The following is a 23,455-nucleotide window of genomic DNA, read 5'->3' as shown; positions in this document are numbered from 1 at the left end:
TAAGATGAGGTGACAGAGGTGGATCTAAGACAGCAGGCAGAAGAAATACTGGCAGCGCTTGGAGGAAAAGAGAATATCCAGGCTGCGACACACTGTGTCACGCGGCTGCGGCTGGCGTTGGCAGATGAAGGGAAAGTAGACAAAGAAGCACTGCAAAATATTGATGTTGTAAAGGGTTCTTTTTCAGCAAATAACCAGTACCAGGTTGTTATCGGTCAAGGTACAGTTGATAAAGTATATAAGGAATTCATTCAGGTTGCCGAAGTCGGGGAATCTACAAAGGATGAAGTAAAGGCAACAGTGAGTAAGAGGGGCAATCCACTGCAGCGTGCATTAAAAACGCTTGGCGACATTTTCATTCCGATTTTGCCGGCCATTGTAACTGCGGGTTTATTGCTAGGTATTCATAACATCTTAAATAATCCAGGTATCTTCTTCGACAGTGCATCTATCATTGAGGTTTATCCACAATGGGCTGGTATTGCTGATATGATTTATGTAATCGCTAACACGGCTTTTGCCTTCCTGCCCGCACTGATAGGCTGGTCGGCAGTCAAGAAATTCGGTGGAAGTCCATTGCTCGGGATGGTACTCGGTTTGGCTTTGATTCACCCATCCCTGTTGAATCCGACAGATTATGCCAGTGCAGCCTTGGAAGGAAATGCGCCGGTATGGAATTTGTTCGGGCTTGAAATTCAGCGTATCGGCTATCAAGGGCAAGTACTGCCGGTACTCTTCGCGGCTTGGGTTTTAGCCAAGATAGAGATATTCCTTCGGCGTAAAGTGCCTGACAGTTTTCAACTGCTCGTTGTTGCCCCTGTCGCGCTGCTGCTTACCGGTATTGTAAGCTTCATCGTGATCGGACCTATTATGTTCATCGTCGGGAATGCCATCACTGATGGATTCGTAGCCGTATTCGATACAGTCGCACCGGTTGGCGGATTGCTGTATGGCGCTTTGTACGGGGCTTTGGTCGTTACCGGACTGCATCATACATTCCTTGCACTGGATCTGCAGCTGATCGCTAATACAGGAGCAACCTTCTTATGGCCGATACTGGCACTGTCCAATATATCCCAAGGCTCCGCAACACTTGGTGTGATGCTGGCAACGAAGGATGAGAAGCTGCGGGGATTGTCACTGACATCCTGGATCAGTGCTTGGCTCGGTGTAACAGAACCAGCAGTGTTTGGTGTCAATTTGCGATTCCGCTATCCATTCTTCCTTGCTCTTGGAGCTTCGGCTGTTGCTGGGACATTCATAGCTTGGAGGGGTGTGGAGGCAAGTTCGGTAGGAATCGGCGGCGTACCTGGTATCTTTTCTATCCTGCCGGGAAGCTGGGGGGCATTTGCCATCGGAATGGTAATAGTCATTGTCGTACCGTTTGTCACAACGTATTTAGTAGCTAAAAGAAAAAAGAACGTGTAACCAAGGAAAGGAGATTATAATGCGCGAACCATGGTGGAAAAGAAGTACTGTTTATCAGATTTACCCGAAAAGCTTTTATGATACCAAAGGTGACGGAACCGGGGATTTGCAGGGAATAATCAAAAAGCTTGATTATTTGAAGGAGCTTGGTGTTGATATGGTGTGGCTGACGCCAATCTATCAATCTCCGCAGCGAGATAATGGATATGATATTAGTGATTATTACGAGATAGAGCCGGCTTACGGCACGATGGAAGACGTGGAGCAATTAATAGAAGAATTGCATGATCGAGATATGAAGCTGATGATGGACATTGTCATCAATCATACGTCAACAGATCACGAGTGGTTCCATCAGGCGAAGTCTTCAAAGGAAAATCCTTACCGGGACTATTATATCTGGCGAGATCCGAATGAGGGTGCCGAACCGAACAACTGGGTATCCAAGTTTGGCGGCAGTGCCTGGAGTTTGGAGGAACATACGAATCAGTATTATTTGCATCTTTTTGACAAGACACAGGCAGATCTTAACTGGGAAAATGAAAACGTACGGAAAGATTTGTACGAAATGATGAATTTCTGGGCAAGGAAAGGTCTTGATGGTTTCCGTCTGGATGTTATCAATCTTGTTTCAAAAGTCCAGAACTTCCCAAATGACCATGATGCTCCAGATGGTCAATATGGGAAAGCATACTACACAGACGGACCTCGTATTCATGAATTTATGCATGAAATGAATCAAGAAGTATTCACACCTAACAGTCTGGTAACAGTCGGGGAAATGTCGTCCACAAGCTTGGCTGCCTGCCAGCAGTATACCAAACCCGATGCCCAGGAGTTGAGCATGACATTCAATTTCCATCATCTGAAGGTGGATTATGAAAACGGCATGAAATGGACAGATGGCAAGCTGGAATTCATTAAGCTGAAGCAGATTTTATCAGACTGGCAAATAGGTATGCATGAAGTAGGCGGATGGAATGCCCTCTTTTGGTGCAATCATGATCAGCCGCGCATTGTCAGCAGGTTTGGAGATGACGGTCAGTATTGGAAAGAATCAGCAAAAATGCTGGCAACAGTCCTGCACATGATGCAGGGAACTCCTTATATCTATCAAGGAGAAGAGATAGGAATGACTGATCCGAAGTTTTCCAGCATTAATGATTATAATGATGTGGAAACCCACAATGCATTCCAGGCGCTGAAGGAAGAAGGTATGGACAGTGAACAGGCTTTAAGAATTATTCAGCGCCGTTCCAGGGATAATTCACGGACGCCGATGCAGTGGAATGAAAGCAAAAATGCTGGCTTCTCTGACGGGAATCCGTGGCTTGCAGTTGCTTCGAATTATGCAGATATCAATGTTGAAAAGGCGCTGCAGGATGATGGTTCGATTTTTTATCATTATCAAAAGCTGATTCGCTTGCGGAAGGAATATGCTATCATAACCAATGGAGACTATGAACCGATATGTATGGATGATGAACGTCTCTTCTGTTATGAGCGGAAGTGGAATGGGGAAAAACTGCTTGTCGTTGCGAATTTTTACGGAGACACAGCGGAATTTTCCTACCCGAAAGAACACATGGCCAAAGCAGAAATATTGCTTTCCAATTATGAAGACAGTCCGTCAGATTACAGAAAGATACGGCTTCGTCCATTCGAAGCGGTCATTTACCATAGTAAAGCGTAAAGGCCTGATGTGGATGGAGAAGAAATTTCAAGCAATCTATGATTTGTTGGCAAAAGAAATCCAAACAGAAAAAATCAAGGCGGGACAGCTGCTTCCTTCTGAAAATGAACTGACGGAGAGATTTGCGACATCCAGGGAAACTGTTCGGAAAGCCTTGCAATTGCTTTCCCAGAATGGGTACATCCAAAAGCTGCAAGGAAAAGGCTCGATCGTTCTTGAACAGGATAAGCTGCCTTTGCCGGTCAGCGGACTGACGAGTTTCAAAGAGCTGGCCCGCTCAATGTCGCAGAAGGTGGAAACATGTGTAACGTCACTTGATTGTAAGGAAGCGAGCGGTTTTATCCAGCAGATGCTGCAATGCGAAGAAGGTGTGCCTGTATGGGATCTGCATCGCTTGCGTAAACTGGATGGCGAAGCGGTTATCCATGATAGAGATTTACTATTGAAGGAGCTTGCGCCTGGTTTGACAGAAGAAATTGCAGCTGACTCAATCTATGATTATTTGGAACAGGAGCTGGGACTGTCCATCAGTTATGCAAAAAAGGAAGTAGTCGTTGAAGAAGCTCGAGCAGAAGATAAAGCTATCATGGATTTAGGAAGTTATCAACAGCTTGTGGTTGTACGCAGTGCAGTTTATCTAGAGGATACAACTTTATTCCAATATACAGAGTCGAAACATCGACCGGACAAGTTTAGATTTGTCGATTTTGCTCGACGAACAAAATAAGAAAATAAATAAAATGTGCATAGCTTAAAGGCTATGCACATTTTATTGTGGGTAAAGAAAGGCTTGTACACAGAAAAATTCTGTTTGTTCACATAATTTGTGAGTAACATAAGTTATACACAGAAAAATTTGACGAATGCTGGTGTGCTCTATTTTATCCACAAGTGGATAGCAATCAAGGGCGAATTCGTTTACCTAAAATAACTAAATCCCGCTCAACCCCATCTAGTTCCGCCACGTTTGGCATATCTGCCCAACGTTCAAATCCAAAGCGCTCAAAGAGTTTAATGCTAGGTTCATTATGTCCGAAAACAAAACCTAAGACGGTCTTGAAATCCAAAATTTCGGACTGGTCAAGAACGAACTGGAGCATGCTTTTCCCTAATCCTTTCCCTCTGGCATCCTGGTGGATATAGATGCTGACTTCCACGGTTTTGTGATAAGCTGCTCGGCCATAAAACGGTTCCAAGCTTATCCAGCCAAGTACGTTTCCATCTTCCTCCACTACCCAAAGGGGTCGCTGTTCCGTGTGATGCTGGAACCATTCCAATCTGCTTTCCACTGAAATCTCTTCCAAATCTGCGGTGACCATCCTGCCGGCAATAGTAGAATTATAAATGGAAACAATTGCAGGTAAATCGTGAATCTCTGCGATGCGGTATTGCATGTCCATTCCCCCAAGGTTTTTGACTAATTATACTAAACGATTGGATGGAAGAATAGTCTGATTCGGTTTGGGGTACTAGGTAAGCAGGTGAACAGGCAGATGAGAGGATGTGGATTATGTATTCTGTAACATTCGGTAAATTGCTGCAATTCGCTGCTATTGGTTTAGTGATTGGCTTCATTATCGGTATGGTTGCTATGCTAGGCTTTGACTTGAACTTTATGGCTATGATTCTAAGTGTATTGCTTAGCATCATTGGAGCATTTGCGGCAGGAATGTACGCGGAGCTGTATCATATCAGGCAAGCAGTGAATGAACAGACGGAAAAGACTTTGAAAAAAAGAGGGTAATAAGAAATTTCAGCTGCCACTTTTAGCAGCTGAATTTTTTTTGATGAAATTTATTTCACATGTATGAAATAATAATGTATACTAATACTAGTAGAAAGCAGTAATTGGGGGTCTGTAAGTGGAAAGCAGAGATATGATTGATTTTATCGAATTAGTACGCAATGTCAATAAAGCGTTGCGAAAGGAATGGGATTTTCAAATTTCCGGGCCGCAGCTTGTGCTGCTGAGATTATTAAAAAATAATGGTCCGATGCGTATGTCTGATTTAGCCGAAGAAGTTGGTATCAGCTATAGCGGAGCAACGAATTTGGGAAATCGCATGATCAAGGATGGTTATTTGCAGCGAAGCCATTCGGAAAAAGATCGCCGGGTGGTCATGCTTGCGATTACGCAAAAGGGATCTGACTTCTATGAAAGTTTTTCGGGAGCGAGGGACAAAGCATTCAGTTCTTTCCTTGGCAAACTGACGGAAGAAGAGAAAAATGAGTTCATACGGCTCAGCCGTAAGATGCTCGCTGATTAATAGAAAGGGGATGAGTGTATGTCGGACATTCGTAACGAAACGATACCCGATGGACACGAAATCGAACAAGCGGAAAAAGTTATAAAGGAAGATTCACATAGTATAAAGCGGATTTTCCGGCAACCGAAGGCGGCATGGGCGGTTGCTTTTGCATGTGTCGTTGCGTTTATGGGGATTGGTCTTGTCGATCCAATCCTTCCATCCATTGCAGCACAGATGGATGCAACACCAAGTCAGGTAGAATTACTATTCACAAGTTATTTGCTCGTTACTGGTATCATGATGCTGATCACAGGCTGGTTATCCAGCCGGATCGGTCCGAAAATGACCCTGCTTATCGGGTTGGTAATCATCATTATATTCTCGACTCTAGGAGGGCTTGCGGGCAGTGTGGACGAATTGGTCGGACTCCGTGCTGGCTGGGGACTAGGTAATGCATTGTTTATCTCTACTGCACTTGCCGTAATCGTCAGTGTTGCCAGCGGTGGTTCGGCAGTTGCGATTATGCTTTATGAAGCAGCTCTTGGATTAGGAATGTCAGTAGGTCCGCTTTTGGGCGGGCTGCTTGGATCCATTCACTGGCGCGCACCGTTCTTTGGTGTAGCAGTATTGATGCTGATTGGTTTGCTGGCAGTGTGGATATTGCTGACAGATGTACCGAAACCAGCAAAGAAAAGCCCGCTTTCAGCACCATTTCAGGCCTTGCGGCACCCAGGACTCTTGGCGATTGGATTGACAGCTTTATTTTATAACTTTGGATTCTTCACGCTGTTGACATATTCCCCATTTGTCTTGCATCTTGGTGAATTTGGTATTGGATTTGTCTTCTTTGTCTGGGGTGTCATGCTGGCAATAGGATCTATCTTCATTGCACCATCCTTTGAGTCAAAACTAGGTACTAAGAAATCACTTGGTTTGGTGATGGTCGGTATCATTATTACGTTGGCTTTAATGGGGATTGGCGCTGATTGGCCGGTATTCCTGATTGTGATGATCGCAGTAATGGGTCTGCTTTTAGGTATCAATAATACTGTCATGACAACAGCTGTTATGGAAGTCTCACCCGTTGAGCGTTCTACAGCTTCAGCTGCATATAGTTTTCTGCGATTCACAGGTGGCTCGATTTCACCGTGGCTCGCCGGGAAAGTGTCAGAGCATATCTCGATTGGGGCTCCGTATTATGTCGCAGCTGCCGCAGTACTAGTCGGATTGTTGTTATTCACCGCCAGAAGAGGTGCGATGGATCGTTTAAGTTAAAAGGAGAGCCATGATCATGTGATCATGGCTTTTTTGTATGGAGATCCAAGTGAAATGCTATAAACGTATATTGGATTATGATACCCTATTTGTAATAGAAACTATGTCGCTTGGGGGGAATTCCGTGTATATCGTCCATTCCATTTTTGATGTTCCAGTTGAAAAGGCAGAAGAAGTTATTGCTATTTATCGTAATCGATCGAAATTGGTTGATCAAGCGCCTGGTTTCCGGCAGTTCCAGCTGCTTCATAATCAAAAAAAACCTGGTGAGCTGACAGTGGAAATTACTTGGGAGGACAAGCAGAGCTATTTGAACTGGGTGAGCGGAGAGGACTTTAAACGCATCCACGATTTGGAGAAAAAGTATCCGGATCAGGAGCTTGCAGCTATCCGGCCGATTGTTAAGATGTACGAGGTGGTTGCTCGATGAAACAGCCAAACAAAGAGGCATTACTCGATAAAATCGTGGAGGAGATTTTCGCTGCTTATCCCTCTTTATATGAGCGATACGGCGAGAACGGGAAAAAGCGGACACGGGAAGACAATCAGCATCACCTGGATTATTTGCAAACTGCTTATGAAGCAGGAGACCCCCAGCTGTTCGTGGACTACACGATATGGCTGCACGAACTGCTGTCTGCCCGTGGTATGAATGAAAAAATCATTATTGATAATTATGAGCGGCTCAACCTGCTTTTGGAAGATTATATGGAAGAGGAGCAATACCTCTTTTTTAAAGGATGCCTGGAGGAAGGAATTCAGATATTGCGTGCAGAAAAAAACAAAGACGAAGACAACTGAGGGTGATACGCGATGACAGAAGCATGGCAGCGTTTTGCTGCTGCGTTGCTTGCGGGCGATGAGCGGCAGGCGTACACAGTTTTAGCAGAGGATACAAGACCGAGTATACGTGTGTACAAGGAAATCATCACGCCGGCAATGTATGATATAGGGGAGAAATGGCTGCGTAATGAAATTACAGTAGCGGACGAGCATTTGGCGACAAGCGTCTGTGATTTTGCATTGGCCCAGTATATCTTTCCATTCAAACGGCAAAACAGACAATCGGAGAAAAAAGCAATGTTTCTATGTCTGGAGGATGAACAGCATGTGATCGGTTCAAAGATGGTCGCAGCTTTATTCGAGGAGAATCATTGGCAGGTCAGGCATTTGGGGCCAAATCTCCCATTATCACATGCATTGGATAGTGCAGAGCAATGGCAGCCGGATGTAGTTGGTTTATCCGCGGCTATTCCATACCGAATTACAGCCTTAAAGGAATATATAGCTGCCTTTGAGCAATTATCCTGGGAACCTTGGATACTCGTCGGAGGAAGGGTTGTCTCTATGCACGATTTAAGAGCTCATTGCGGCAGACAGACAAGCATCATTTATGATCTGGAAGAAGTCACTGCCTGGCTTGGGAATAAAACGGAGGCACCAGCAGATGGTGTCCGGTAGATTCCTTCCTCTTCCATACTTTCTTCTTGATGAGGAGTTTACCATACTGGATTATTCCCTTTCTGCCAGCGATATTTTTATGATCGATGATAATTTCATCACGCTGGTCGATGAAGAGAACAGGCAGAAAGTCAGCCAGTATATACAGCCTGATTTCTCGGAGATGGAATTAGAACTTAATATGAAAACGAAAGATGATCCTTTAGCGGTTTTCGGAATTTCTGTGCAATGGGAAGGCAATAAAGTGCATATATTATGTGTGGAGAAAACGAAAGAAGTGGATAATCTCTCGGATCAGCTAATAAAGCTAAGGAGCCGATTGTCAGAAACTGATTTTGAACTGCTTGAAAAGAAGGAAGAGCTCGAGGATGCGATAGCTCGAATTAATAAGTTGAGCGGTCCGTTCATCCCGCTGTATGCAGAAGCGGGGCTTGTACCGTTGTTTGGAGATCTTCAAGCAGATAAACTGCAGGTGATTGAGGAGAACATCTTGTATCGTATCGAAGAAGGAGATTATGAGCACGTATTCTTCGATTTCCATGCGGTAGGAGAAATAACGGAAGATGGGAAAAAGCAATTGGGTCAGCTGTTCGAGACAATCCAGCTGATGGGGACAAAAACAGTCATCGTCGGACTATCTCCATCTCAGGTCAGCGGACTCAAGTCAAAAGGAACGCTGCAGGCTGCTTCGATGGCCAGCTTAAAACAAGCGATATCTAAATATGTAAAAAAGCAGAACCGAGAGTAGTTCTGCTTTTTTCCTTATACATCGACTGTATACACATCGCTTTTGTTTACATTCTTCAAATAAATTTTGTCAGGTTTGATTTCCAATACGACATAATCCGGATCATCTGGGCCGTCAAGCCAAGCGCTGAAGCTATCCTTCCAAAGCTGCTGTTTCAGCTCAGAAGATTCGCTGACTTTCGCATCAGCCTCGATTTCAACATATTCATCTCCGACACCATCGCCGTTATACCCTAGCAGGATATGAACATTATGGTTTTTCTCGATATCATCTACCTTGTGTGAACTGCCGCTTGTTGCGCAATATAATGTATATCCTTCATTGAAGAAGGCCATATAGCGAGTATAGGGTTTACCGCCTTGAACGGTAGCAAGTGTGCCGATCTTTTGGTTTTCCAGGATTTGTTCTACATGTTTTTTGACTTCTGCTTGTTCCATCATGATCTCCTCCTTCTGATTTCTACAGGTAGTATCCCTTTTTTGACAGCTTATTAAACCCGAAAAAAGGGAAGTGTATATGGAGTGGAAGGAAGACTAGTCTAAAAGCCAACTATTTGGAGGGAATCGTATGACAAAGATGCAGGAAGAGAAAAAGCCCACAACAAAGTGCCAGTCGGAATTTGGCCAGTTGAGGCATGTCGTTGTCTGTCCGCCGGCGTATATGGAAATACGCAAGATCATCAACGAAACACAAAAGCACTATCTGACAAATAATATCGATCAAGATTTAGCTATGAAACAGCATACTGACTTTGTTACGGCATTACGGGATCATGGAGTGGATGTGATGTCTCTGCCGGCTCATGAACAGTTTAATGAACAAGTTTATACCCGGGATATCGGTTTTTGTATAGGTGACACATTATTTTCTGCAAATATGGGTGATGAAATACGCAAAGGAGAAACGAAGATACTCCAGGAATGGCTGGAAGAACAGGGACTTACATATATGAAGATAAATGACGGAACAATCGAGGGCGGTGATGTCGTCGTTGACGGTCAGCGTGTATGGATCGGCCTCAGCAAACGGACGGACGAGAAAGCCGTGCAGCAAGTGCAGCAGCAGCTGCCGAACTATGAAGTGATTCCAGTCAGGATCCGCGAAGACATCCTGCATTTGGACTGTGTCTTCAATTTGGTGCGGGATAACTTGGCGATACTTTATCCGGATGCATTTGAACAAGACGATTTAGAAAGGTTCCGTCAGCTGTATAAAACAATAGAAATCTCGGAAGAGGAACAATTCTATATGGGAACGAATATCCTCTCCTTTGCACCGGATAAGCTATTAAGCCTGCCTTCCAATAAGCGGGTGAACGAGGCATTGCGTAAAGAAGGAGTGACTGTCATTGAAGTGAACTTCTCTGAAATCATCAAGTCCGGCGGCTCTTTCCGATGCTGCTCTCTGCCGCTGCAGCGGCAATGAGCGAATAAAAAAGAAAAAAATATATATCCTAAGGTTTGGCTGGCATGAGCGGATTGCTTTACTTCTGTTCCAAGCCTTTAGCATAATAAAATGTGGAGGCGATCAGATTGGATAATTTTACGTTTTATAACCCAACGAAATTGATTTTCGGTAAAGACCAATTAGATAAATTGAAAGCAGAAATACCTGCATACGGCAAGAAAGTATTGCTTGTCTATGGCGGCGGCAGCATTAAGCGCAGCGGCTTATATGAAAAAGTACTAAAAGAATTGGAAGAAATCGGTGCAGAAGTATTCGAGCTTTCTGGAGTAGAACCAAACCCGCGTGTTTCTACAGCACGTAAAGGTGTGGAAATCTGCAAAACAGAAGGAATCGATGTATTGCTTGCGGTTGGCGGCGGCAGTGTAATCGACTGTACGAAAGCTATTGCAGCGGGTGCCAAGTATGATGGAGATGTATGGGATATCGTAACGAAAAAAGCATTTGCAGAAGATGCTCTTCCATTCGGTACGGTACTTACACTTGCAGCGACAGGTTCTGAAATGAACTCTGGTTCTGTCATCACAAACTGGGAAACAAATGAGAAATATGGCTGGGGAAGTCCTCATACATTCCCGAAATTCTCTATCCTGGACCCGCAGAACACGTTCACGGTCCCGCGTGATCAAACTATTTATGGCATCGTAGACATGATGTCTCACACTTTGGAGCATTATTTCCATACAACAACGAATACAGAATTGCAGGATCGTTTCTGTGAATCCTTACTGCGTACCGTAATGGAAATAGGTCCAAAGCTATTAGAGGATCTGGAGAATTACGATAATCGTGCTGCGATTCTTTACAGCGGAACAATGGCATTGAACGGCGTCTTGAACATGGGCTATCGCGGTGACTGGGCAACGCATAACCTTGAGCACGCTGTATCTGCAGTTCATGACATTCCGCATGGCGGTGGTTTGGCGATTCTATTCCCGAACTGGATGAAGCATGTGCTCGATGATGAGACTGCTCCGCGGTTCAAGCAGCTTGCTGTCCGTGTCTTCGGCATTGATCCGACAGGCAAAACGGATAAGGAAGCAGCGCTTGAAGGGATCGATGCCTTGCGTGCTTTCTGGAACAGCATTGATGCACCAGCTACACTTCGTGACTACGATATTTCCGAAGACAGCTTGGAATTGATGGCTGAAAAAGCTTTCGCGAACGGTGAATTCGGCGGATACCGCAAACTGAATAAAGAAGATTCATTTGAGATCTATAAAGCATCTTTCTGATAATCAGTAAAAGAGCCTGCGCATAATTTGCGCAGGCTCTTTTTTTAGGAGCTTACCATTGTCCCGCCATTCACATGAATGATTTGGCCAGTTACATAGGAAGAGTCTTCCGAAGCAAGGTACACATAAGCAGGAGCAAGCTCATAAGGCTGGCCGGCCCGCTTCATCGGTACATCCTGGCCGAAGGTGGCAACAGCTTCAGCTGAGAAACTGGAAGGGATGAGGGGCGTCCAAATAGGCCCTGGTGCGATACCATTCACCCGGATCCCCTGTGTTGCAAGATTCTGTGATAGAGCTCTAGTGAAACCGACAATGGCACCTTTTGTACAAACATAATCAATCAAATCAGGTCTTCCTTCATATGCAGTCACTGACGTTGTATTTACAATCGTACTTCCTCTCTTCAAGTGCGGCAGTGCAGCTTTTGTGAGATAAAAGAAAGCAAAAATATTCGTATGGAAGGTTGCATCCCATTGAGCCGTGGAGATGTCCGTCAGCGAATCCTGGGGAAACTGGACACCATGATTATTTACTAGAATATCCAATTTCCCATAAGTGTCGATTGTTTGTGCGACAACAGTCCTGCAATGTGCCTCGCTCCGCAAATCACCTACAATCAATGTGCAGCGCTGCCCAAGCTGTTCTATTCTGTTCTTGGTCCGTCTGGCATCTTCATTTTCATATTCATAATAGTAAGCAATAACAATATCGGCACCTTCCTTGGCAAAAGCGATTGCTACAGCAGCACCAATGCCGCTGTCCCCTCCAGTGATGATCGCTGTCTTTCCTTTCAGCTTTCCTGAGCCTTTATACGTGTCTGACTCGATAATCGGCTTTGGCCGCATCAGACCTTCGATTCCAGGCTGCTGGTTTTGATGCTGAGGCGGAAAATAAAAGTTTGTGCCGGGTTGAACCGGCCGGTTTTTGCTATAAGGCTGCTGCGTCAATTCTTGTCCTCCTCTGTATTTTGGCTCCAAATGAAATATATGCACAGAAAGCCTTTGATTTGCCAGAAAAGAGGAATTTTACGTTAGAAAACAGAACAGAAAGGGAAGAGGATTTAGAATGTGATTTATTACGAGTTGGAGAGGGGTCTTATTCATGGAAAAAGTATTTATCAGTCCAAGCCGGTATGTTCAAGGGAAAGATGTACTTCTGAAAGCTGGGGAGTATGTTAAGAAAATCGGGGATCATGCACTTGTCCTGGCAGATGATTTTGTATGGGACTTGGCGGGTAATACAGTCCTTGAGAATCTGGAGCAAGGCGGTATCCAAACGAAGAAGATCGTATTCGGCGGAGAAGCATCGACAGAAGAAATCAAGCGTATTGCTGCTGATGGGAAAGAAAGCAATGTCGTTGTCGGTATCGGTGGCGGAAAGACATTGGACACTGCAAAAGCAGTAGCTGACGAACTGCAGGTTGGTGTTGTCATCATGCCGACAACAGCTTCAACTGATGCTCCAACAAGCGGACTGAGTGTTATCTACTCTGAGGAAGGAACTTTTGAGAGCTATAAGTTCTACGACAAGAACCCGGACCTGGTCCTTGTCGACACAAAAATCATCGCGCAGGCACCACCGCGTTTCCTAGCTTCCGGTATTGCGGATGCAATGGCTACCTGGGTGGAAGCGCGTGCTTCTATCGAAGGGCGCGGCACAAATATGGCTGGCGGACAAGCTACGATTGCCGGACAAGCGATTGCCGAAAAAGCGGAAGAAGTTCTTTTCGAATACGGATTGCTGGCTTATGAGGCCAACAAACGACAAATCGTTACACCTGCGTTAGAAGCAGTAGTCGAAGCGAATACATTGCTTAGCGGACTTGGCTTCGAAAGCGGCGGACTTGGAGCAGCGCATGCGATCCACAATGGCTTCACAGCGCTTCATGGGGAGATCCATAATCTTACTCATGGTGAAAAGGTCGCGTTCGGTACGTTGACACAGCTTGCGCTTGAGGATCGTACACTTGATGAAATCAATACGTACATCGATTTCTATCTCTCCCTAGGTCTCCCAGTTACACTGGAGGACATTAAACTCAAGGACGTGTCGGATGAAGACTTGCTCAAAGTAGCTGAACTTGCGGTGCAGGAAGGGGAATCTATCCATAACCTGCCTGGTACAATCACAGCCGATCAAGTAGTGGATGCGATTAAAGCAGCCGATCAATATGCAAAAGCATATAAAGAACTAATCGGCTACGAAAGCTAATTAGAACATAGAAAAAGCTGGAACAGGAAAAAATGTTCCAGCTTTTTTCTTTTGCCTATTGACGTGTATTTCTGTACTAGTGTACTATCTAATTAATACAGTAATACATCAGGAGGGTTTATTTCATGAAAGCTTGGCTAGCATTAGTAAAGAAGGAATTCCGTGTCGGATTGCCGATCTTGCTTTTGGCAATTGTACTATTCCTTGTCGGCTTGGTTATCGTTACCGTCAGTACCTATCGATTTGGGTATGCGTGGGATGCTGTCGGGATCATTGGTTTAGCCTGGGGCGGCGGACACTTTTTCTTCATGGCTATTTACATGCTTTACAGTCTCGGAGTAGAAAGAAAAAGATTGCATCTTTGGCTCCATAATCCGATGCACGCTTCAGGGCTTCTCGCGGCAAAGCTTGTGACGGGTACCGTTTACATGATCATATCTTTGCTAATGGTAAGTATTGCGGCGTATGTGGGCGGTTTGCACTTTGTTGAATTCTCAGATGGCACGTGGTTCAAGATTGGTATGATTGCCTTCGTGCATGTTCTTATGTTCGCAATAGATTTTTCTGTATACGTCATTCTTGCATACATTGTCTTTCTATTATTGGAAAGATACATGCCGGCATTCCTTAGTGGAACAGTGGTTTTCATCGGCTGGTGGTTGTTCGCTTATCTCTACTTTGGACTCCTTGCAGATTCAAAATTTTATTACGCTATTACAGAATGGGGAAGAATCGACTTAGGCTTTGTTGCTAATTCGCTTCAATTCGACATTAGTATCAGGGAAGCAATAGTCGATTTTCAAGGTGAAGACACCTTCATCTATGCCGGTAATTACGTCGTTGAACTTATCACTATTCTTATCATCTATTTCATCGCATCCTGGTTATTAGACAAAAAAGTAGAGGTGTAGAGCATGACCGATACATTTCAATCATCCCAGCCGATATATCTGCAGCTGGCTGATCGGCTGAATAGACAAATTGTCAGCGGCGAATTGAAGCCTGGCGACAAGCTGCCTTCCGTACGGGAAACGGCAGTTTCATCGAAAGTAAATCCGAATACGGTACAGCGGACGTACCGCGAACTGGAGGCATCGGGAATCGTGGAATCACGCAGAGGACAAGGAACATTCGTGACGGAAAATAAGGATATTCTGCTTTCTATACGAGAGAAGCTGAAGCAAGAGCAAATACAGAATTTTATTCAAGTTATGCATGACATGGGTTATCGAAATGAAGAAATAACAAAAGGGCTGCAAACCTATCTGGAAGGGGACACAGCAAATGATTGAATTCAAAAATGTGTCAAAGCGGTACATGACGAAAACAGCATTGCGCGATGTAGATCTAAAACTTGATAAAGGAAAGATCATTGGCCTAGTCGGGTTAAACGGGGCAGGTAAATCAACGACGATGAAGCTGATCGCGGGGCTGATCAATCCAACCAAGGGGTCCGTAGAACTGGAAGGTGAAAAAGTGACGCGCCGGATCGCGTCAAAAGTCAGTTATTTATCTGAGCTGGATGAGTATTACTCCTTCTATACCGTCCAGCAGACAATTGATTTCTTTGCGACCCAATTCCCTGATTTTAATATAGAAAAGGCAGAAGAAATTCGTGCATATATGAATCTGGACGCCAATACAAAAGTGAAACATCTGTCCAAGGGAAATCGAGGCAGGCTGAAAATCATCCTCACGCTGTCCAGGGAGGTGCCGGTCCTGTTGATGGATGAGCCGCTTTCAGGGTTGGATCCGCTTGTGCGGGATTCCATTGTAAAAGGTCTTATCACTTTCGTGGATACGGAGAAGCAGCTTGTGCTCCTTTCCACGCATCAAATCATGGAAGTAGAAATGATTCTTGATGAAGTGATTGCTATCAAAGATGGTGAGCTAGTGGATCATAGGAACGTAGAAGAACTGCGCTATGACGAGCAGAAGGGCATATTGGATTGGATGAGCTCAATCTATGAGTAAAGAAGCATTGCAACTCTTATTACAAGCAAAGGAGCGAAAAAGCATGCAAAAACAGCCAGCAGTTGAAATCAAGCAGGTTACCAAAGTGATACGTGGACGAAAGATTATAGACCGTATCAATTTTTCCATCTATCCTGGTGAGGTGTTCGGCTTTCTAGGGCCGAACGGCGCCGGTAAAACAACGACAATCCGTATGATTGTCGGGCTAATGGGCATTACAGATGGAGATATTCTTATCAAAGGAAACAGCATTAAAACGTCGCATGGTGCTGCCATGAAACACATCGGTGCCATTGTGGAGAACCCGGAGATGTATAAGTATCTCTCTGGTTATCTGAATCTTGTGCATTTTGCGAGAATGAGTGATGGTGTAGATAAGAAGAGGATCGATGAAGTTATCGAGCTTGTAGGCTTGAAGAATCGGATCAACGACAAGGTGAAAACATATTCCCTCGGAATGAGACAGCGTCTCGGTATTGCACAAGCGCTGCTGCATCGCCCGGATGTACTTATCCTGGATGAACCAACAAATGGATTGGATCCAGCTGGGATTCGAGAGATGCGGCATTATATCCGCAATCTGGCTGAAAAAGAAGGCCTTGCCGTTATCGTATCCAGCCACTTGCTGAGTGAAATGGAATTGATGTGTGACCGAATCGGGGTCTTGCAGCAGGGCAAGATGCTTGGAGTGCAGCAAGTTCATGAAATGTCGAGTGAGCAGACACAAATGGTCAGCTTCCAGGTAGAACCATTGGAACAGGCAGCGATTGTCCTCCGTGATATGGGCAGCAAGCAGCCGCAGATCAAGGATAAACAAGTCTTTGTCGAGCTGACGCGTGATGAAATTCCAGCGGCTGCTGCAAAGCTTGCCAAGGAAGCAATCAGCATTTACGGTATCCAAGCAGAAACAAAGACATTGGAAGATACATTCCTGGAATTGACTGGAGGGAAGGAAATTGTCTAAATTCATCGGGTTGGTCCGAAATGAACATATGAAAACATTTCGCCGGCTATCGACGTGGATCATGCTGGGAATTGCAGCTGCTTTGCTGATTACGATTGCAGCTTTTACAGCGTATTATGCTGAGGACAGCAGCGGAGACTGGCGAGCGGATACTGAACAGCAGATGCAGGATTTACAGACGCAAGTTGAAAATGGTGAAATGGACGCCGCATCTGTACAACAGGATCTGGCTGCCATGCAATATCAGCTGGATCAAGACATCGCACCAGTGCAAAGTGATTCACTTGCTTCTTATGTGGAAAGCGTCATGTATTATTGCGCACCGCTTCTCATCCTTTTTATCGCTATCATTGCAGGGGGACTTGTTTCTACAGAATTTGGTACAGGGACAATAAAACTATTACTTACTAAAACTCCTTCCCGTTTCAGTGTGTTAACTTCCAAGTATGTAAGTATGTTCATCACGACAGTTATCTTCTTTGTATTCTTTATTGGATTTTCCTTTATTGTCGGCGGTCTCTTCTTCGGATTCAATGGATTTGACGCGAAAAGTGTGATTTTTGATAATGGAGAAGCTGTGACGAATAATATATTGGCTTCTACCATGAGAGATTACGGACTGAACTTTGTCCAAACATTCATCTATGCAACTATTGCATTTGCTCTATCTACCATCTTCCGTAACACAGCCTTGGCAATTGGATTTTCCATCTTCATTTCCATGTTCTTCCCGACCATCAGTTTCATACTTTCCAGATATGAATGGTCGAAGTATATCTTATTCAATAACGTGGATCTGACAGTATATAACCCAGGTAATACACCAATCGTGGACGGCATGACACTGGGCTTCTCAGTTGCGGTAATGGCAATCTATTTTGTCATTATCACTTGCATAACTTGGTTGAGTTTCATGAAACGAGACGTCACAGCTTAAGCACTTCAGTTGCTTTATGTTTAAATTAGCGGTAAAAAGGAATTAGTAATACTGTATGCAGTTTTTTCAAACTAATAAACGAAATAGGAGTGAATTAACATGAGTGACGTATTATTCACATCTCACGCAAAAGCAACTGGCGGTCGTGAAGGCCATGTAAAATCTGACGATGGTTTGATCGATCTTGACCTTGTCCAACCGGGAAGCAAGAAAGATCGCGAAGGTTCCAATCCGGAACAACTATTCGCAGCGGGCTACTCTGCGTGCTTCGACGGTGCTTTCAACCATGTTGCAAGACTAGAGCGCAAACGCGTTGAGACAGAAACTTCTGTTGATGTCAGCCTATTGAAAGATGGCGAAGGTTTCAAAATCGCTGCTGCTATCACTGTAGACGTAAAAGGTGTTTCCCAGGAAGAAGCGGAAGATCTATTGGAAAAAACACATCAGTTCTGCCCTTACTCCAAAGCAACTCGCGGCAACATCGATGTTGATTTGAAAGTAAATGTTGTAGAATAACAAGCAAAAAACCACTTCCTATATAGGAAGTGGTTTTTCTATGCTCATTTTTTTCGCTGGAATAAAAACTTAGCCAGCAATGTCTGACAGATGACGAATATTCCGCCGACTGCCCAGTAGAGCGGCAGTACAGCTGGGGAACTGAAGGAAATAAAGCCGATCATGAGCGGAGATATGAGGCCGATCATACGGGCTTGCTGCCTTCTGGCTGGATCTACGCCAATTTGGGAAACGCGATATTGCAGCCAATAGACGGCCATTGCGATACCCATAAGAGCGATATCTGGTGTTCCAAGATTAAACCAGAGGAAATCATGTGTCGCAATTTCAGGTGTATTCCGAATAGCTGAATAGAAACCGAATAAGAATGGCATCTGGATCAGCAACGGCAGACAGCCCATTGCAGAAAATGGATTCATGCCGTGCTTCCGATAAAGTTCCATCATTTCCTGCTGCTGCTTCTGTTTGGATTGCGCATCCGTTTTGGTTTTGTATTTCTCCTGCAAAGCATCTAATTCTGGTTTGAATAGCTTCATCTTTTCTTGCGTTTCATACCCTTTTTTCTGCTGCATCAGCATGAAAGGCATCAATATGAGACGCACCGCCAACGTGATCAGAATGACACTGATCCCGTAATCGTCATTGAAGTTACCAGCAATCAGTTTGATCAAGTAAGAAAATGGACTGATAAAGTAGTGATTAAAGAATCCTTCGCTAGATGCGCCCCCGCTGCTGCTTTGGCATCCTGCAAGCAAGACTATCAGAGTGATGGAGCTTAAAATAATACCGTACTTTTTAAAGAATGTGGATACAGATGTGCGTTGCAAATCGTTTTTCCTCCTTGTTGTATCGATTGGTTATCTGGATACAAACAAGAAGCTGCTTCGCCATCATCATCCGGACCATCCTTCCGCATGGTAGTGCGAGCGAGCCAATGAACGATCGGCCTGCTGTAAGAAACAGTAGTAGGAGTATGCGATTGCCAGCTGTCTAAAGTACAGACATGCTGCCATTGCATCGCATCACTAGCACGAAAACGACTCGTAACTTTCGTTGTTGTTCTATGCGCCAGGATAAACGTCATTGTCAAACCAATATAAAAGACCAACGACGTAAAATCATCGGCGAACATATTCCAAAAAGCATACAGCATCTGTATACACCTCCTTCCGTTCCTTCTATTTTCCTATAGATATAGAAAGTTGTCAAAGCTGCGCAGGTATTTCCGTTTGTTTGGAGAAATGGCTAAGAGAAGCGTTTTCTCTGCTAACAGCGGTTTATTTGAACAGTTTTATGACGGAGGGGGACGAACATGATAAACTGGTTAACAAGACTACAAGCTGCAGAGGTGAAACCGATGTTCAAGATACGCGAAGCAAAGGTCTCGGATTATGACCAAGTCGCTGTTCTGTACAAGGAACTATACAATACGCATTACACAAATCAGCCGGAGCATTTTGCCAAAAAGGCAGAACCGCTGGATCAGCACGTGTTTGAGAGCAATATATACTTAGATAACAAAAAAGTATTTCTAGTAGAAAAATCAAAGGAAGTAATGGCATTCGCCACGATACGGGTAACGAATGAGACTATCTCGCATAATGCACACATATTTATTGAAGAATTCTGCGTTCGCTCCGATATGCGCGGCAAAGGGATCGGCGGTCATCTATTTGAAAAGATCAAGCGCTACGGAAAGAAGATTGGGGCATCGGAAATAGAGCTGAATGTTTGGAACTTCAACAACCGGGCGGAAGATTTCTATGTCAAAATGGGTATGCAAACACGCTCTAAGCGCATGGGAATTACATTGAAATAAGCAGATAATTGTCGAATCAGCCCCTCGTTCAGAGGGGTTTTTCTATGTCAAGCAAAAAAGTTTAACTTTTGTAAATATTTATGTAGCCAAGCTTATTAGCTCCACTTATAATAATCTGGAATTACATAAATATATTTCCAGGAGGATACATACGTGACAAAGAAGCTATTGGTTGGAATAATCATGGTTTTGCTTTGCCTGCAAGCAGTAGCACCACAGACAGCATTTGCTGCTATTAACCAAAAAGATCTGGAAGCCTATGCGGCTGAGTTTGGTACAGATGTGGAAGGCTTGAATCGCTATCTAGTAGATTTTGAGTGGGGAACAATTGAGGAAATGGAAGCGAGCTCCATCGATGAATTGCGTGAGTCGCTGGGAGACCCTGTAACAGATGAAAACTTACAGTTGTTCTTTGATGAAACTGGTTTTACTATAGACCAATTGAATAAGAGATTGGAAAAAATGGGTCTGGCAGACAAAGGATATACTGCAAATGATATCTTACTTTATTCCGATTTATACTGGGTAATGGGTGAGCCAGTGAATGCTGAGAACTTGCAGTTCTTAGCAGAAGAAGTTGGTTTATCAGAAAAGGAACTTGCGGATTTGTTCAGTGAAAATGGATTGGATCTTTACAGTTATGAAACGATGGAAGATATCTATGAAGTAATTTACAACGATATAAATGGTGTATCATTGTATTTCCTATTGCAGGAAGTAGACATGACCCGGGAAGAGCTGGACCAACTATTAACTGCCAACGGAGTTACTATAGAGGACTTTTCCAGCTATGATGAATTAGCGTCATTCATCTACACAGAAAGTGGTTATGAGTTTGAGATGGAATGGGAGTCAGTGGGTTCATTCTTACAAGCAATCGGTATAAGCAAAGATGAATACCGTAACTTTTATGACCATCTTAATAAGGTCTTGAGCAATATGGACGATGCGTTCTTTGAGAGACTTTTCGAATTGTATGAACGCTTAGAAGCATTTGTTGACTTCGAAACAATCAACGAATTAGATGATACGCAACGTGGTGAAATTGTATCAATCTGGCACGAAGTCATGGACCTATTCGAACTAGATGCTAGATTCTATTTGGTTGATGGGGAAACTAAAAAAGAAGTCTCCATTGAGGAATTATCTCAGATAACGGATATCTCGAATCAGATCCTGTTTGTCGAGCTGTATGACTCCGAAGGAAATCTATTAATGAACTTCTCTTTAACAGGTGAACAAGTAAATCAAGATATTTTTAAACTTCCGACTGCTGTAGAGCAACCGAAGCCAGTTGCAGAAAAGCCGGCAGCAAATCATGAAGCTCCAATAAAAGAAAAAGTAACAGTCACTCCAACGAAAACAGCGACAGAGACAGTAAAAGAAGAAGGCAAACGTCTTCCGGATACAGCTTCTCCTGTTGGTAATATTCTCGTGACTGGTGCTGTATTAATGGCTGCTGGAGCAGCGTTATACGCATGGAACCGACGTAAGAAACATAGTAATTGATAACGAAAGCACCATGGATCATTTGATTCGTGGTGCTTTTTCTATATAAAAATGAAACAATATGACAAGGTGCTCCGTACATATTATGGAAAGTGGCAAAATTGTTACAGGGAAAGGGTGAACGAAATGACAGAACCGGCGATGCAGCTGATCGGCCTGAAGAAGCAGATCGGCTCTAAACTGATTGTGAAGGGATTGGACTTTGACATTCAGCCGGGTGAGGTATTCGGATTCCTCGGACCAAACGGAGCGGGTAAGACAACGACAATCCGGATGATGGTAGGCTTGATCCGGATTACGGAAGGTGACGTGCGGATTCAAGGAAAAAGCATCAAGACGGACTATAAAGAAGCAATTCGGCATGTTGGTGCAATTGTCGAGAATCCGGAGTTATATGGGTTCATGTCCGGGTACAAGAATCTGCTTGTTTTTTCAAGGATGATTCCCGGGATATCGAAGGAACGCATCGATGAAGTGGTGAAGCTGGTAGGGTTGGAGAAACGCATCCATCAGAAAGTAAAGCGGTATTCCTTAGGTATGCGTCAGCGGCTAGGTATTGCACAGGCATTATTACATAATCCATCTATCTTGATATTGGATGAGCCGACGAATGGATTGGATCCGTCAGGAATCAGGGAAATCCGTCAGTATATCCGCAAACTAGCAGAACAAGAGAATGTGGCCGTCATTGTCTCCAGTCATTTGCTCTCGGAAATGGAGCTCATGTGTGACCGTATCGGCATACTGAAAAATGGAGAACTTGTCAGCATCCAGCGAATCCAGAATGCCGAAGAAGATACACCGGCTGAAGTAGTGCAAATTGATTGTCCGGCAGTACATCACGAAAAAGCACAGCGTCTCTTGCAGGAGCAATTCGGGGTCACAGCAATGGCGAGCGGCGAGAAATTGACATTCCCGATAACGCGGGAGGAAATCCCATCCATCATTAAAGCGCTGGCTGTAGCCGATATCGAGCTGTATGGTTTCGCGGTGGAACGGAAGACGCTAGAGGATAAATTCTTACATGTGATTGGAGAGAATGTCATTGAGTAACTTTTTCCAGCTTGTTCGAAACGAACAAACGAAGCTGTACAGCCAGCTGTCGACATGGATCATGCTCGGCATTCTTATAGTGGTAGTACTTGGCTTTGCAATTTTGATGCGGACAGCAGATGGCTTTGTATCAGATTATGATGATGCGACGTGGAAGCAGCAATTGCAAGAGGAGAACGAATCACTTGCGGAATTCGACCCTGCTGACTCGAATATCCTCATCAATAACTACCGGATTGAGAATGACTTAAAGCCTGAAGGAATGACGGCTTGGGAATTCCTTTACCAAGGTAATCTAATTACAAGTGTGCTCAGCTTGCTGACAATCATAGTTGCTGGCGGGATAATTGCCAATGAGTACCGTTGGGGAACAATCAAGCTCTTATTAATCCGTCCGGCAACGAGGACGAAGATTTTCTTTGCTAAGTATACAAGTGTTTTGCTATTTGCCTTGACTGCATTGATTGTCTTATTCATCTTCTCTTGGTTGTTTGGCATGTTGTTCTTCGGTCTGGGGGGCGACGGTTCCATGCTGCAAGTGAAGGATGGAGAAGTTGTAGAGATCTCTGTATGGACGCGAATAGCGCAGGACTATGGCCTGCAGCTGGTGAAATTGGTTGTATGGGCAACGTTTGCCTTCATGATCTCAGCCGCACTTCGCAATGGTGCTTTGGCAATCGGAACGGCTATATTCCTTATGTTCGTCGGAAGCTCAGTCATTCCGTTCATTTACGATAAGCCATTTGCAAAATATGTTCTATTCTCGAATCTGGATTTGACTCAATTCACAACGGGTATGAAATTAATTGACGATTTAACGCTTACATTCGCGGTAGTGACCATAATTGTGTATTATCTTATCTTTTTGGTCGTAGGATGGGTATTATTCGCTAAACGCGATGTAGCAGGTCATTAAAAT

General features: G+C 44.2%; 28 protein-coding genes. 23 read left to right on the top strand and 5 right to left on the bottom strand.

The window, feature by feature from the left end; all coding sequences use genetic code 11:
* Nucleotides 1-18 precede the first annotated feature (18 nt).
* Genes treP through treR form a run of 3 tightly spaced genes read left to right on the top strand, consistent with a single transcriptional unit; the run spans nucleotide 19 to nucleotide 3,848 of the window.
* Nucleotides 19-1,428: a PTS system trehalose-specific EIIBC component gene (gene treP / locus SFC25_RS09920; RefSeq protein WP_411215110.1), complete on the top strand. Its 1,410-nt coding sequence runs from the start codon at nucleotides 19-21 to the stop codon at nucleotides 1,426-1,428.
* 19 nt (nucleotides 1,429-1,447) lie between these two features.
* The gene (gene treC, locus SFC25_RS09915; protein ID WP_411215109.1) at nucleotides 1,448-3,121 is read left to right on the top strand and encodes an alpha,alpha-phosphotrehalase; all 1,674 of its coding nucleotides are present in this window, start codon (nucleotides 1,448-1,450) and stop codon (nucleotides 3,119-3,121) included.
* A gap of 13 nt (nucleotides 3,122-3,134) precedes the next feature.
* On the top strand, nucleotides 3,135-3,848 hold the full coding sequence (treR, locus tag SFC25_RS09910) for a trehalose operon repressor (protein WP_411215108.1): 714 nt from the start codon (nucleotides 3,135-3,137) through the stop codon (nucleotides 3,846-3,848).
* 175 nt (nucleotides 3,849-4,023) lie between these two features.
* On the opposite strand, the gene SFC25_RS09905 is transcribed toward treR, so the two are convergent.
* The gene (locus SFC25_RS09905) at nucleotides 4,024-4,521 is read right to left on the bottom strand and encodes a GNAT family N-acetyltransferase (protein ID WP_411215107.1); all 498 of its coding nucleotides are present in this window, start codon (nucleotides 4,519-4,521) and stop codon (nucleotides 4,024-4,026) included.
* A 110-nt stretch (nucleotides 4,522-4,631) separates the two neighbouring features.
* On the opposite strand from SFC25_RS09905, the gene SFC25_RS09900 reads away from it, so the two are divergent.
* The 7 genes from SFC25_RS09900 (at nucleotide 4,632) to SFC25_RS09870 (ending at nucleotide 8,854) form a co-directional block, all read left to right on the top strand.
* On the top strand, nucleotides 4,632-4,865 hold the full coding sequence (locus SFC25_RS09900) for a hypothetical protein (RefSeq protein WP_366248669.1): 234 nt from the start codon (nucleotides 4,632-4,634) through the stop codon (nucleotides 4,863-4,865).
* 118 nt (nucleotides 4,866-4,983) lie between these two features.
* A complete protein-coding gene (locus SFC25_RS09895; protein ID WP_411215106.1) occupies nucleotides 4,984-5,388 on the top strand; it encodes a MarR family winged helix-turn-helix transcriptional regulator in 405 nt (134 codons plus the stop codon).
* Nucleotides 5,389-5,469: 81 nt separating this feature from the next.
* On the top strand, nucleotides 5,470-6,645 hold the full coding sequence (locus tag SFC25_RS09890) for an MFS transporter (RefSeq protein WP_411215323.1): 1,176 nt from the start codon (nucleotides 5,470-5,472) through the stop codon (nucleotides 6,643-6,645).
* Between the two features lie 124 nt (nucleotides 6,646-6,769).
* The gene (locus SFC25_RS09885) at nucleotides 6,770-7,075 is read left to right on the top strand and encodes an antibiotic biosynthesis monooxygenase family protein (protein ID WP_411215105.1); all 306 of its coding nucleotides are present in this window, start codon (nucleotides 6,770-6,772) and stop codon (nucleotides 7,073-7,075) included.
* A complete protein-coding gene (locus SFC25_RS09880) occupies nucleotides 7,072-7,446 on the top strand; it encodes a hypothetical protein (protein WP_411215104.1) in 375 nt (124 codons plus the stop codon). Before SFC25_RS09885 ends, SFC25_RS09880 begins: the two co-directional genes overlap by 4 nt.
* Before the next feature lie 12 nt (nucleotides 7,447-7,458).
* Entirely contained in the window at nucleotides 7,459-8,106 is a 648-nt protein-coding gene (locus SFC25_RS09875; RefSeq protein WP_411215103.1) for a cobalamin B12-binding domain-containing protein, read from the top strand.
* The gene (locus SFC25_RS09870) at nucleotides 8,093-8,854 is read left to right on the top strand and encodes an STAS domain-containing protein (RefSeq protein ID WP_411215102.1); all 762 of its coding nucleotides are present in this window, start codon (nucleotides 8,093-8,095) and stop codon (nucleotides 8,852-8,854) included. The genes SFC25_RS09875 and SFC25_RS09870 overlap by 14 nt, the downstream gene beginning before the upstream one ends.
* 14 nt (nucleotides 8,855-8,868) lie before the next feature.
* Here the strand turns inward: SFC25_RS09870 and SFC25_RS09865 are convergent, their stop codons facing one another.
* Nucleotides 8,869-9,294, bottom strand: coding sequence for a pyridoxamine 5'-phosphate oxidase family protein (locus SFC25_RS09865; protein WP_411215101.1), 426 nt, complete (start codon nucleotides 9,292-9,294; stop codon nucleotides 8,869-8,871).
* A gap of 127 nt (nucleotides 9,295-9,421) precedes the next feature.
* Between SFC25_RS09865 and SFC25_RS09860 the strand changes: the two genes are divergently transcribed.
* Together SFC25_RS09860 and SFC25_RS09855 are read left to right on the top strand one after the other, a co-directional pair.
* The gene (locus SFC25_RS09860) at nucleotides 9,422-10,279 is read left to right on the top strand and encodes a dimethylarginine dimethylaminohydrolase family protein (RefSeq protein ID WP_411215100.1); all 858 of its coding nucleotides are present in this window, start codon (nucleotides 9,422-9,424) and stop codon (nucleotides 10,277-10,279) included.
* A gap of 107 nt (nucleotides 10,280-10,386) precedes the next feature.
* Complete coding sequence (locus tag SFC25_RS09855; RefSeq protein ID WP_411215099.1) at nucleotides 10,387-11,553, top strand: iron-containing alcohol dehydrogenase; 1,167 nt, start codon at nucleotides 10,387-10,389, stop codon at nucleotides 11,551-11,553.
* Nucleotides 11,554-11,597: 44 nt separating this feature from the next.
* Here the strand turns inward: SFC25_RS09855 and SFC25_RS09850 are convergent, their stop codons facing one another.
* Complete coding sequence (locus tag SFC25_RS09850) at nucleotides 11,598-12,500, bottom strand: SDR family oxidoreductase (protein ID WP_411215098.1); 903 nt, start codon at nucleotides 12,498-12,500, stop codon at nucleotides 11,598-11,600.
* A gap of 154 nt (nucleotides 12,501-12,654) precedes the next feature.
* On the opposite strand from SFC25_RS09850, the gene SFC25_RS09845 reads away from it, so the two are divergent.
* The 7 genes from SFC25_RS09845 (at nucleotide 12,655) to SFC25_RS09815 (ending at nucleotide 18,155) form a co-directional block, all read left to right on the top strand.
* Complete coding sequence (locus SFC25_RS09845; protein ID WP_411215097.1) at nucleotides 12,655-13,764, top strand: glycerol dehydrogenase; 1,110 nt, start codon at nucleotides 12,655-12,657, stop codon at nucleotides 13,762-13,764.
* A 125-nt stretch (nucleotides 13,765-13,889) separates the two neighbouring features.
* Nucleotides 13,890-14,675 (top strand): hypothetical protein, encoded by a 786-nt coding sequence (locus SFC25_RS09840; RefSeq protein ID WP_411215096.1) that lies wholly within the window; start codon nucleotides 13,890-13,892, stop codon nucleotides 14,673-14,675.
* 3 nt (nucleotides 14,676-14,678) lie between these two features.
* Nucleotides 14,679-15,056: a GntR family transcriptional regulator gene (locus tag SFC25_RS09835; protein WP_411215095.1), complete on the top strand. Its 378-nt coding sequence runs from the start codon at nucleotides 14,679-14,681 to the stop codon at nucleotides 15,054-15,056.
* Nucleotides 15,049-15,738, top strand: coding sequence for an ABC transporter ATP-binding protein (locus SFC25_RS09830; RefSeq protein WP_411215094.1), 690 nt, complete (start codon nucleotides 15,049-15,051; stop codon nucleotides 15,736-15,738). The genes SFC25_RS09835 and SFC25_RS09830 overlap by 8 nt, the downstream gene beginning before the upstream one ends.
* Nucleotides 15,739-15,781: 43 nt before the next feature.
* Nucleotides 15,782-16,702: an ABC transporter ATP-binding protein gene (locus tag SFC25_RS09825; protein WP_411215093.1), complete on the top strand. Its 921-nt coding sequence runs from the start codon at nucleotides 15,782-15,784 to the stop codon at nucleotides 16,700-16,702.
* Nucleotides 16,695-17,639 (top strand): ABC transporter permease, encoded by a 945-nt coding sequence (locus SFC25_RS09820; protein ID WP_411215092.1) that lies wholly within the window; start codon nucleotides 16,695-16,697, stop codon nucleotides 17,637-17,639. Before SFC25_RS09825 ends, SFC25_RS09820 begins: the two co-directional genes overlap by 8 nt.
* 99 nt (nucleotides 17,640-17,738) lie before the next feature.
* Entirely contained in the window at nucleotides 17,739-18,155 is a 417-nt protein-coding gene (locus tag SFC25_RS09815) for an organic hydroperoxide resistance protein (protein WP_411215091.1), read from the top strand.
* A gap of 44 nt (nucleotides 18,156-18,199) precedes the next feature.
* Here the strand turns inward: SFC25_RS09815 and yidC are convergent, their stop codons facing one another.
* Complete coding sequence (gene yidC, locus SFC25_RS09810) at nucleotides 18,200-18,982, bottom strand: membrane protein insertase YidC (RefSeq protein ID WP_411215090.1); 783 nt, start codon at nucleotides 18,980-18,982, stop codon at nucleotides 18,200-18,202.
* Nucleotides 18,931-19,308 (bottom strand): hypothetical protein, encoded by a 378-nt coding sequence (locus SFC25_RS09805; protein ID WP_411215089.1) that lies wholly within the window; start codon nucleotides 19,306-19,308, stop codon nucleotides 18,931-18,933. The genes yidC and SFC25_RS09805 overlap by 52 nt, the downstream gene beginning before the upstream one ends.
* Nucleotides 19,309-19,467: 159 nt before the next feature.
* Here SFC25_RS09805 and SFC25_RS09800 point away from each other — a divergent pair, with 159 nt between their 5' ends.
* The 4 genes from SFC25_RS09800 to SFC25_RS09785 all read left to right on the top strand — a co-directional run bounded on the left by SFC25_RS09800 (nucleotide 19,468) and on the right by SFC25_RS09785 (nucleotide 23,452).
* On the top strand, nucleotides 19,468-19,974 hold the full coding sequence (locus tag SFC25_RS09800; RefSeq protein WP_411215088.1) for a GNAT family N-acetyltransferase: 507 nt from the start codon (nucleotides 19,468-19,470) through the stop codon (nucleotides 19,972-19,974).
* 153 nt (nucleotides 19,975-20,127) lie between these two features.
* Nucleotides 20,128-21,483, top strand: coding sequence for a processed acidic surface protein (locus SFC25_RS09795; RefSeq protein ID WP_411215087.1), 1,356 nt, complete (start codon nucleotides 20,128-20,130; stop codon nucleotides 21,481-21,483).
* 126 nt (nucleotides 21,484-21,609) lie between these two features.
* A complete protein-coding gene (locus SFC25_RS09790; protein WP_411215086.1) occupies nucleotides 21,610-22,536 on the top strand; it encodes an ABC transporter ATP-binding protein in 927 nt (308 codons plus the stop codon).
* A complete protein-coding gene (locus SFC25_RS09785; RefSeq protein ID WP_411215085.1) occupies nucleotides 22,529-23,452 on the top strand; it encodes an ABC transporter permease in 924 nt (307 codons plus the stop codon). Before SFC25_RS09790 ends, SFC25_RS09785 begins: the two co-directional genes overlap by 8 nt.
* The last annotated feature ends 3 nt before the right edge of the window (nucleotides 23,453-23,455 follow it).

The organism is Terribacillus saccharophilus (genome assembly GCF_046592595.1).
GTDB lineage: Bacteria > Bacillota > Bacilli > Bacillales > Amphibacillaceae > Terribacillus > Terribacillus saccharophilus_C.
This window is presented reverse-complemented; position numbering and strand designations above follow the sequence as displayed.

Bases quoted from the DNA above. Each gene is read 5' to 3' on its own strand.
- treC (WP_411215109.1), top strand. From the start codon at position 1,448: ATGCGCGAACCATGGTGGAAAAGAAGTACTGTTTATCAGATTTACCCG.
- treR (WP_411215108.1), top strand. From the start codon at position 3,135: ATGGAGAAGAAATTTCAAGCAATCTATGATTTGTTGGCAAAAGAAATC.
- SFC25_RS09905 (WP_411215107.1), bottom strand. From the start codon at position 4,521: ATGGACATGCAATACCGCATCGCAGAGATTCACGATTTACCTGCAATT.
- SFC25_RS09900 (WP_366248669.1), top strand. From the start codon at position 4,632: ATGTATTCTGTAACATTCGGTAAATTGCTGCAATTCGCTGCTATTGGT.
- SFC25_RS09880 (WP_411215104.1), top strand. From the start codon at position 7,072: ATGAAACAGCCAAACAAAGAGGCATTACTCGATAAAATCGTGGAGGAG.
- SFC25_RS09875 (WP_411215103.1), top strand. From the start codon at position 7,459: ATGACAGAAGCATGGCAGCGTTTTGCTGCTGCGTTGCTTGCGGGCGAT.
- SFC25_RS09870 (WP_411215102.1), top strand. From the start codon at position 8,093: ATGGTGTCCGGTAGATTCCTTCCTCTTCCATACTTTCTTCTTGATGAG.
- SFC25_RS09865 (WP_411215101.1), bottom strand. From the start codon at position 9,294: ATGATGGAACAAGCAGAAGTCAAAAAACATGTAGAACAAATCCTGGAA.
- SFC25_RS09860 (WP_411215100.1), top strand. From the start codon at position 9,422: ATGACAAAGATGCAGGAAGAGAAAAAGCCCACAACAAAGTGCCAGTCG.
- SFC25_RS09845 (WP_411215097.1), top strand. From the start codon at position 12,655: ATGGAAAAAGTATTTATCAGTCCAAGCCGGTATGTTCAAGGGAAAGAT.
- SFC25_RS09840 (WP_411215096.1), top strand. From the start codon at position 13,890: ATGAAAGCTTGGCTAGCATTAGTAAAGAAGGAATTCCGTGTCGGATTG.
- SFC25_RS09835 (WP_411215095.1), top strand. From the start codon at position 14,679: ATGACCGATACATTTCAATCATCCCAGCCGATATATCTGCAGCTGGCT.
- SFC25_RS09830 (WP_411215094.1), top strand. From the start codon at position 15,049: ATGATTGAATTCAAAAATGTGTCAAAGCGGTACATGACGAAAACAGCA.
- SFC25_RS09825 (WP_411215093.1), top strand. From the start codon at position 15,782: ATGCAAAAACAGCCAGCAGTTGAAATCAAGCAGGTTACCAAAGTGATA.
- SFC25_RS09815 (WP_411215091.1), top strand. From the start codon at position 17,739: ATGAGTGACGTATTATTCACATCTCACGCAAAAGCAACTGGCGGTCGT.
- SFC25_RS09805 (WP_411215089.1), bottom strand. From the start codon at position 19,308: ATGCTGTATGCTTTTTGGAATATGTTCGCCGATGATTTTACGTCGTTG.
- SFC25_RS09800 (WP_411215088.1), top strand. From the start codon at position 19,468: ATGATAAACTGGTTAACAAGACTACAAGCTGCAGAGGTGAAACCGATG.
- SFC25_RS09790 (WP_411215086.1), top strand. From the start codon at position 21,610: ATGACAGAACCGGCGATGCAGCTGATCGGCCTGAAGAAGCAGATCGGC.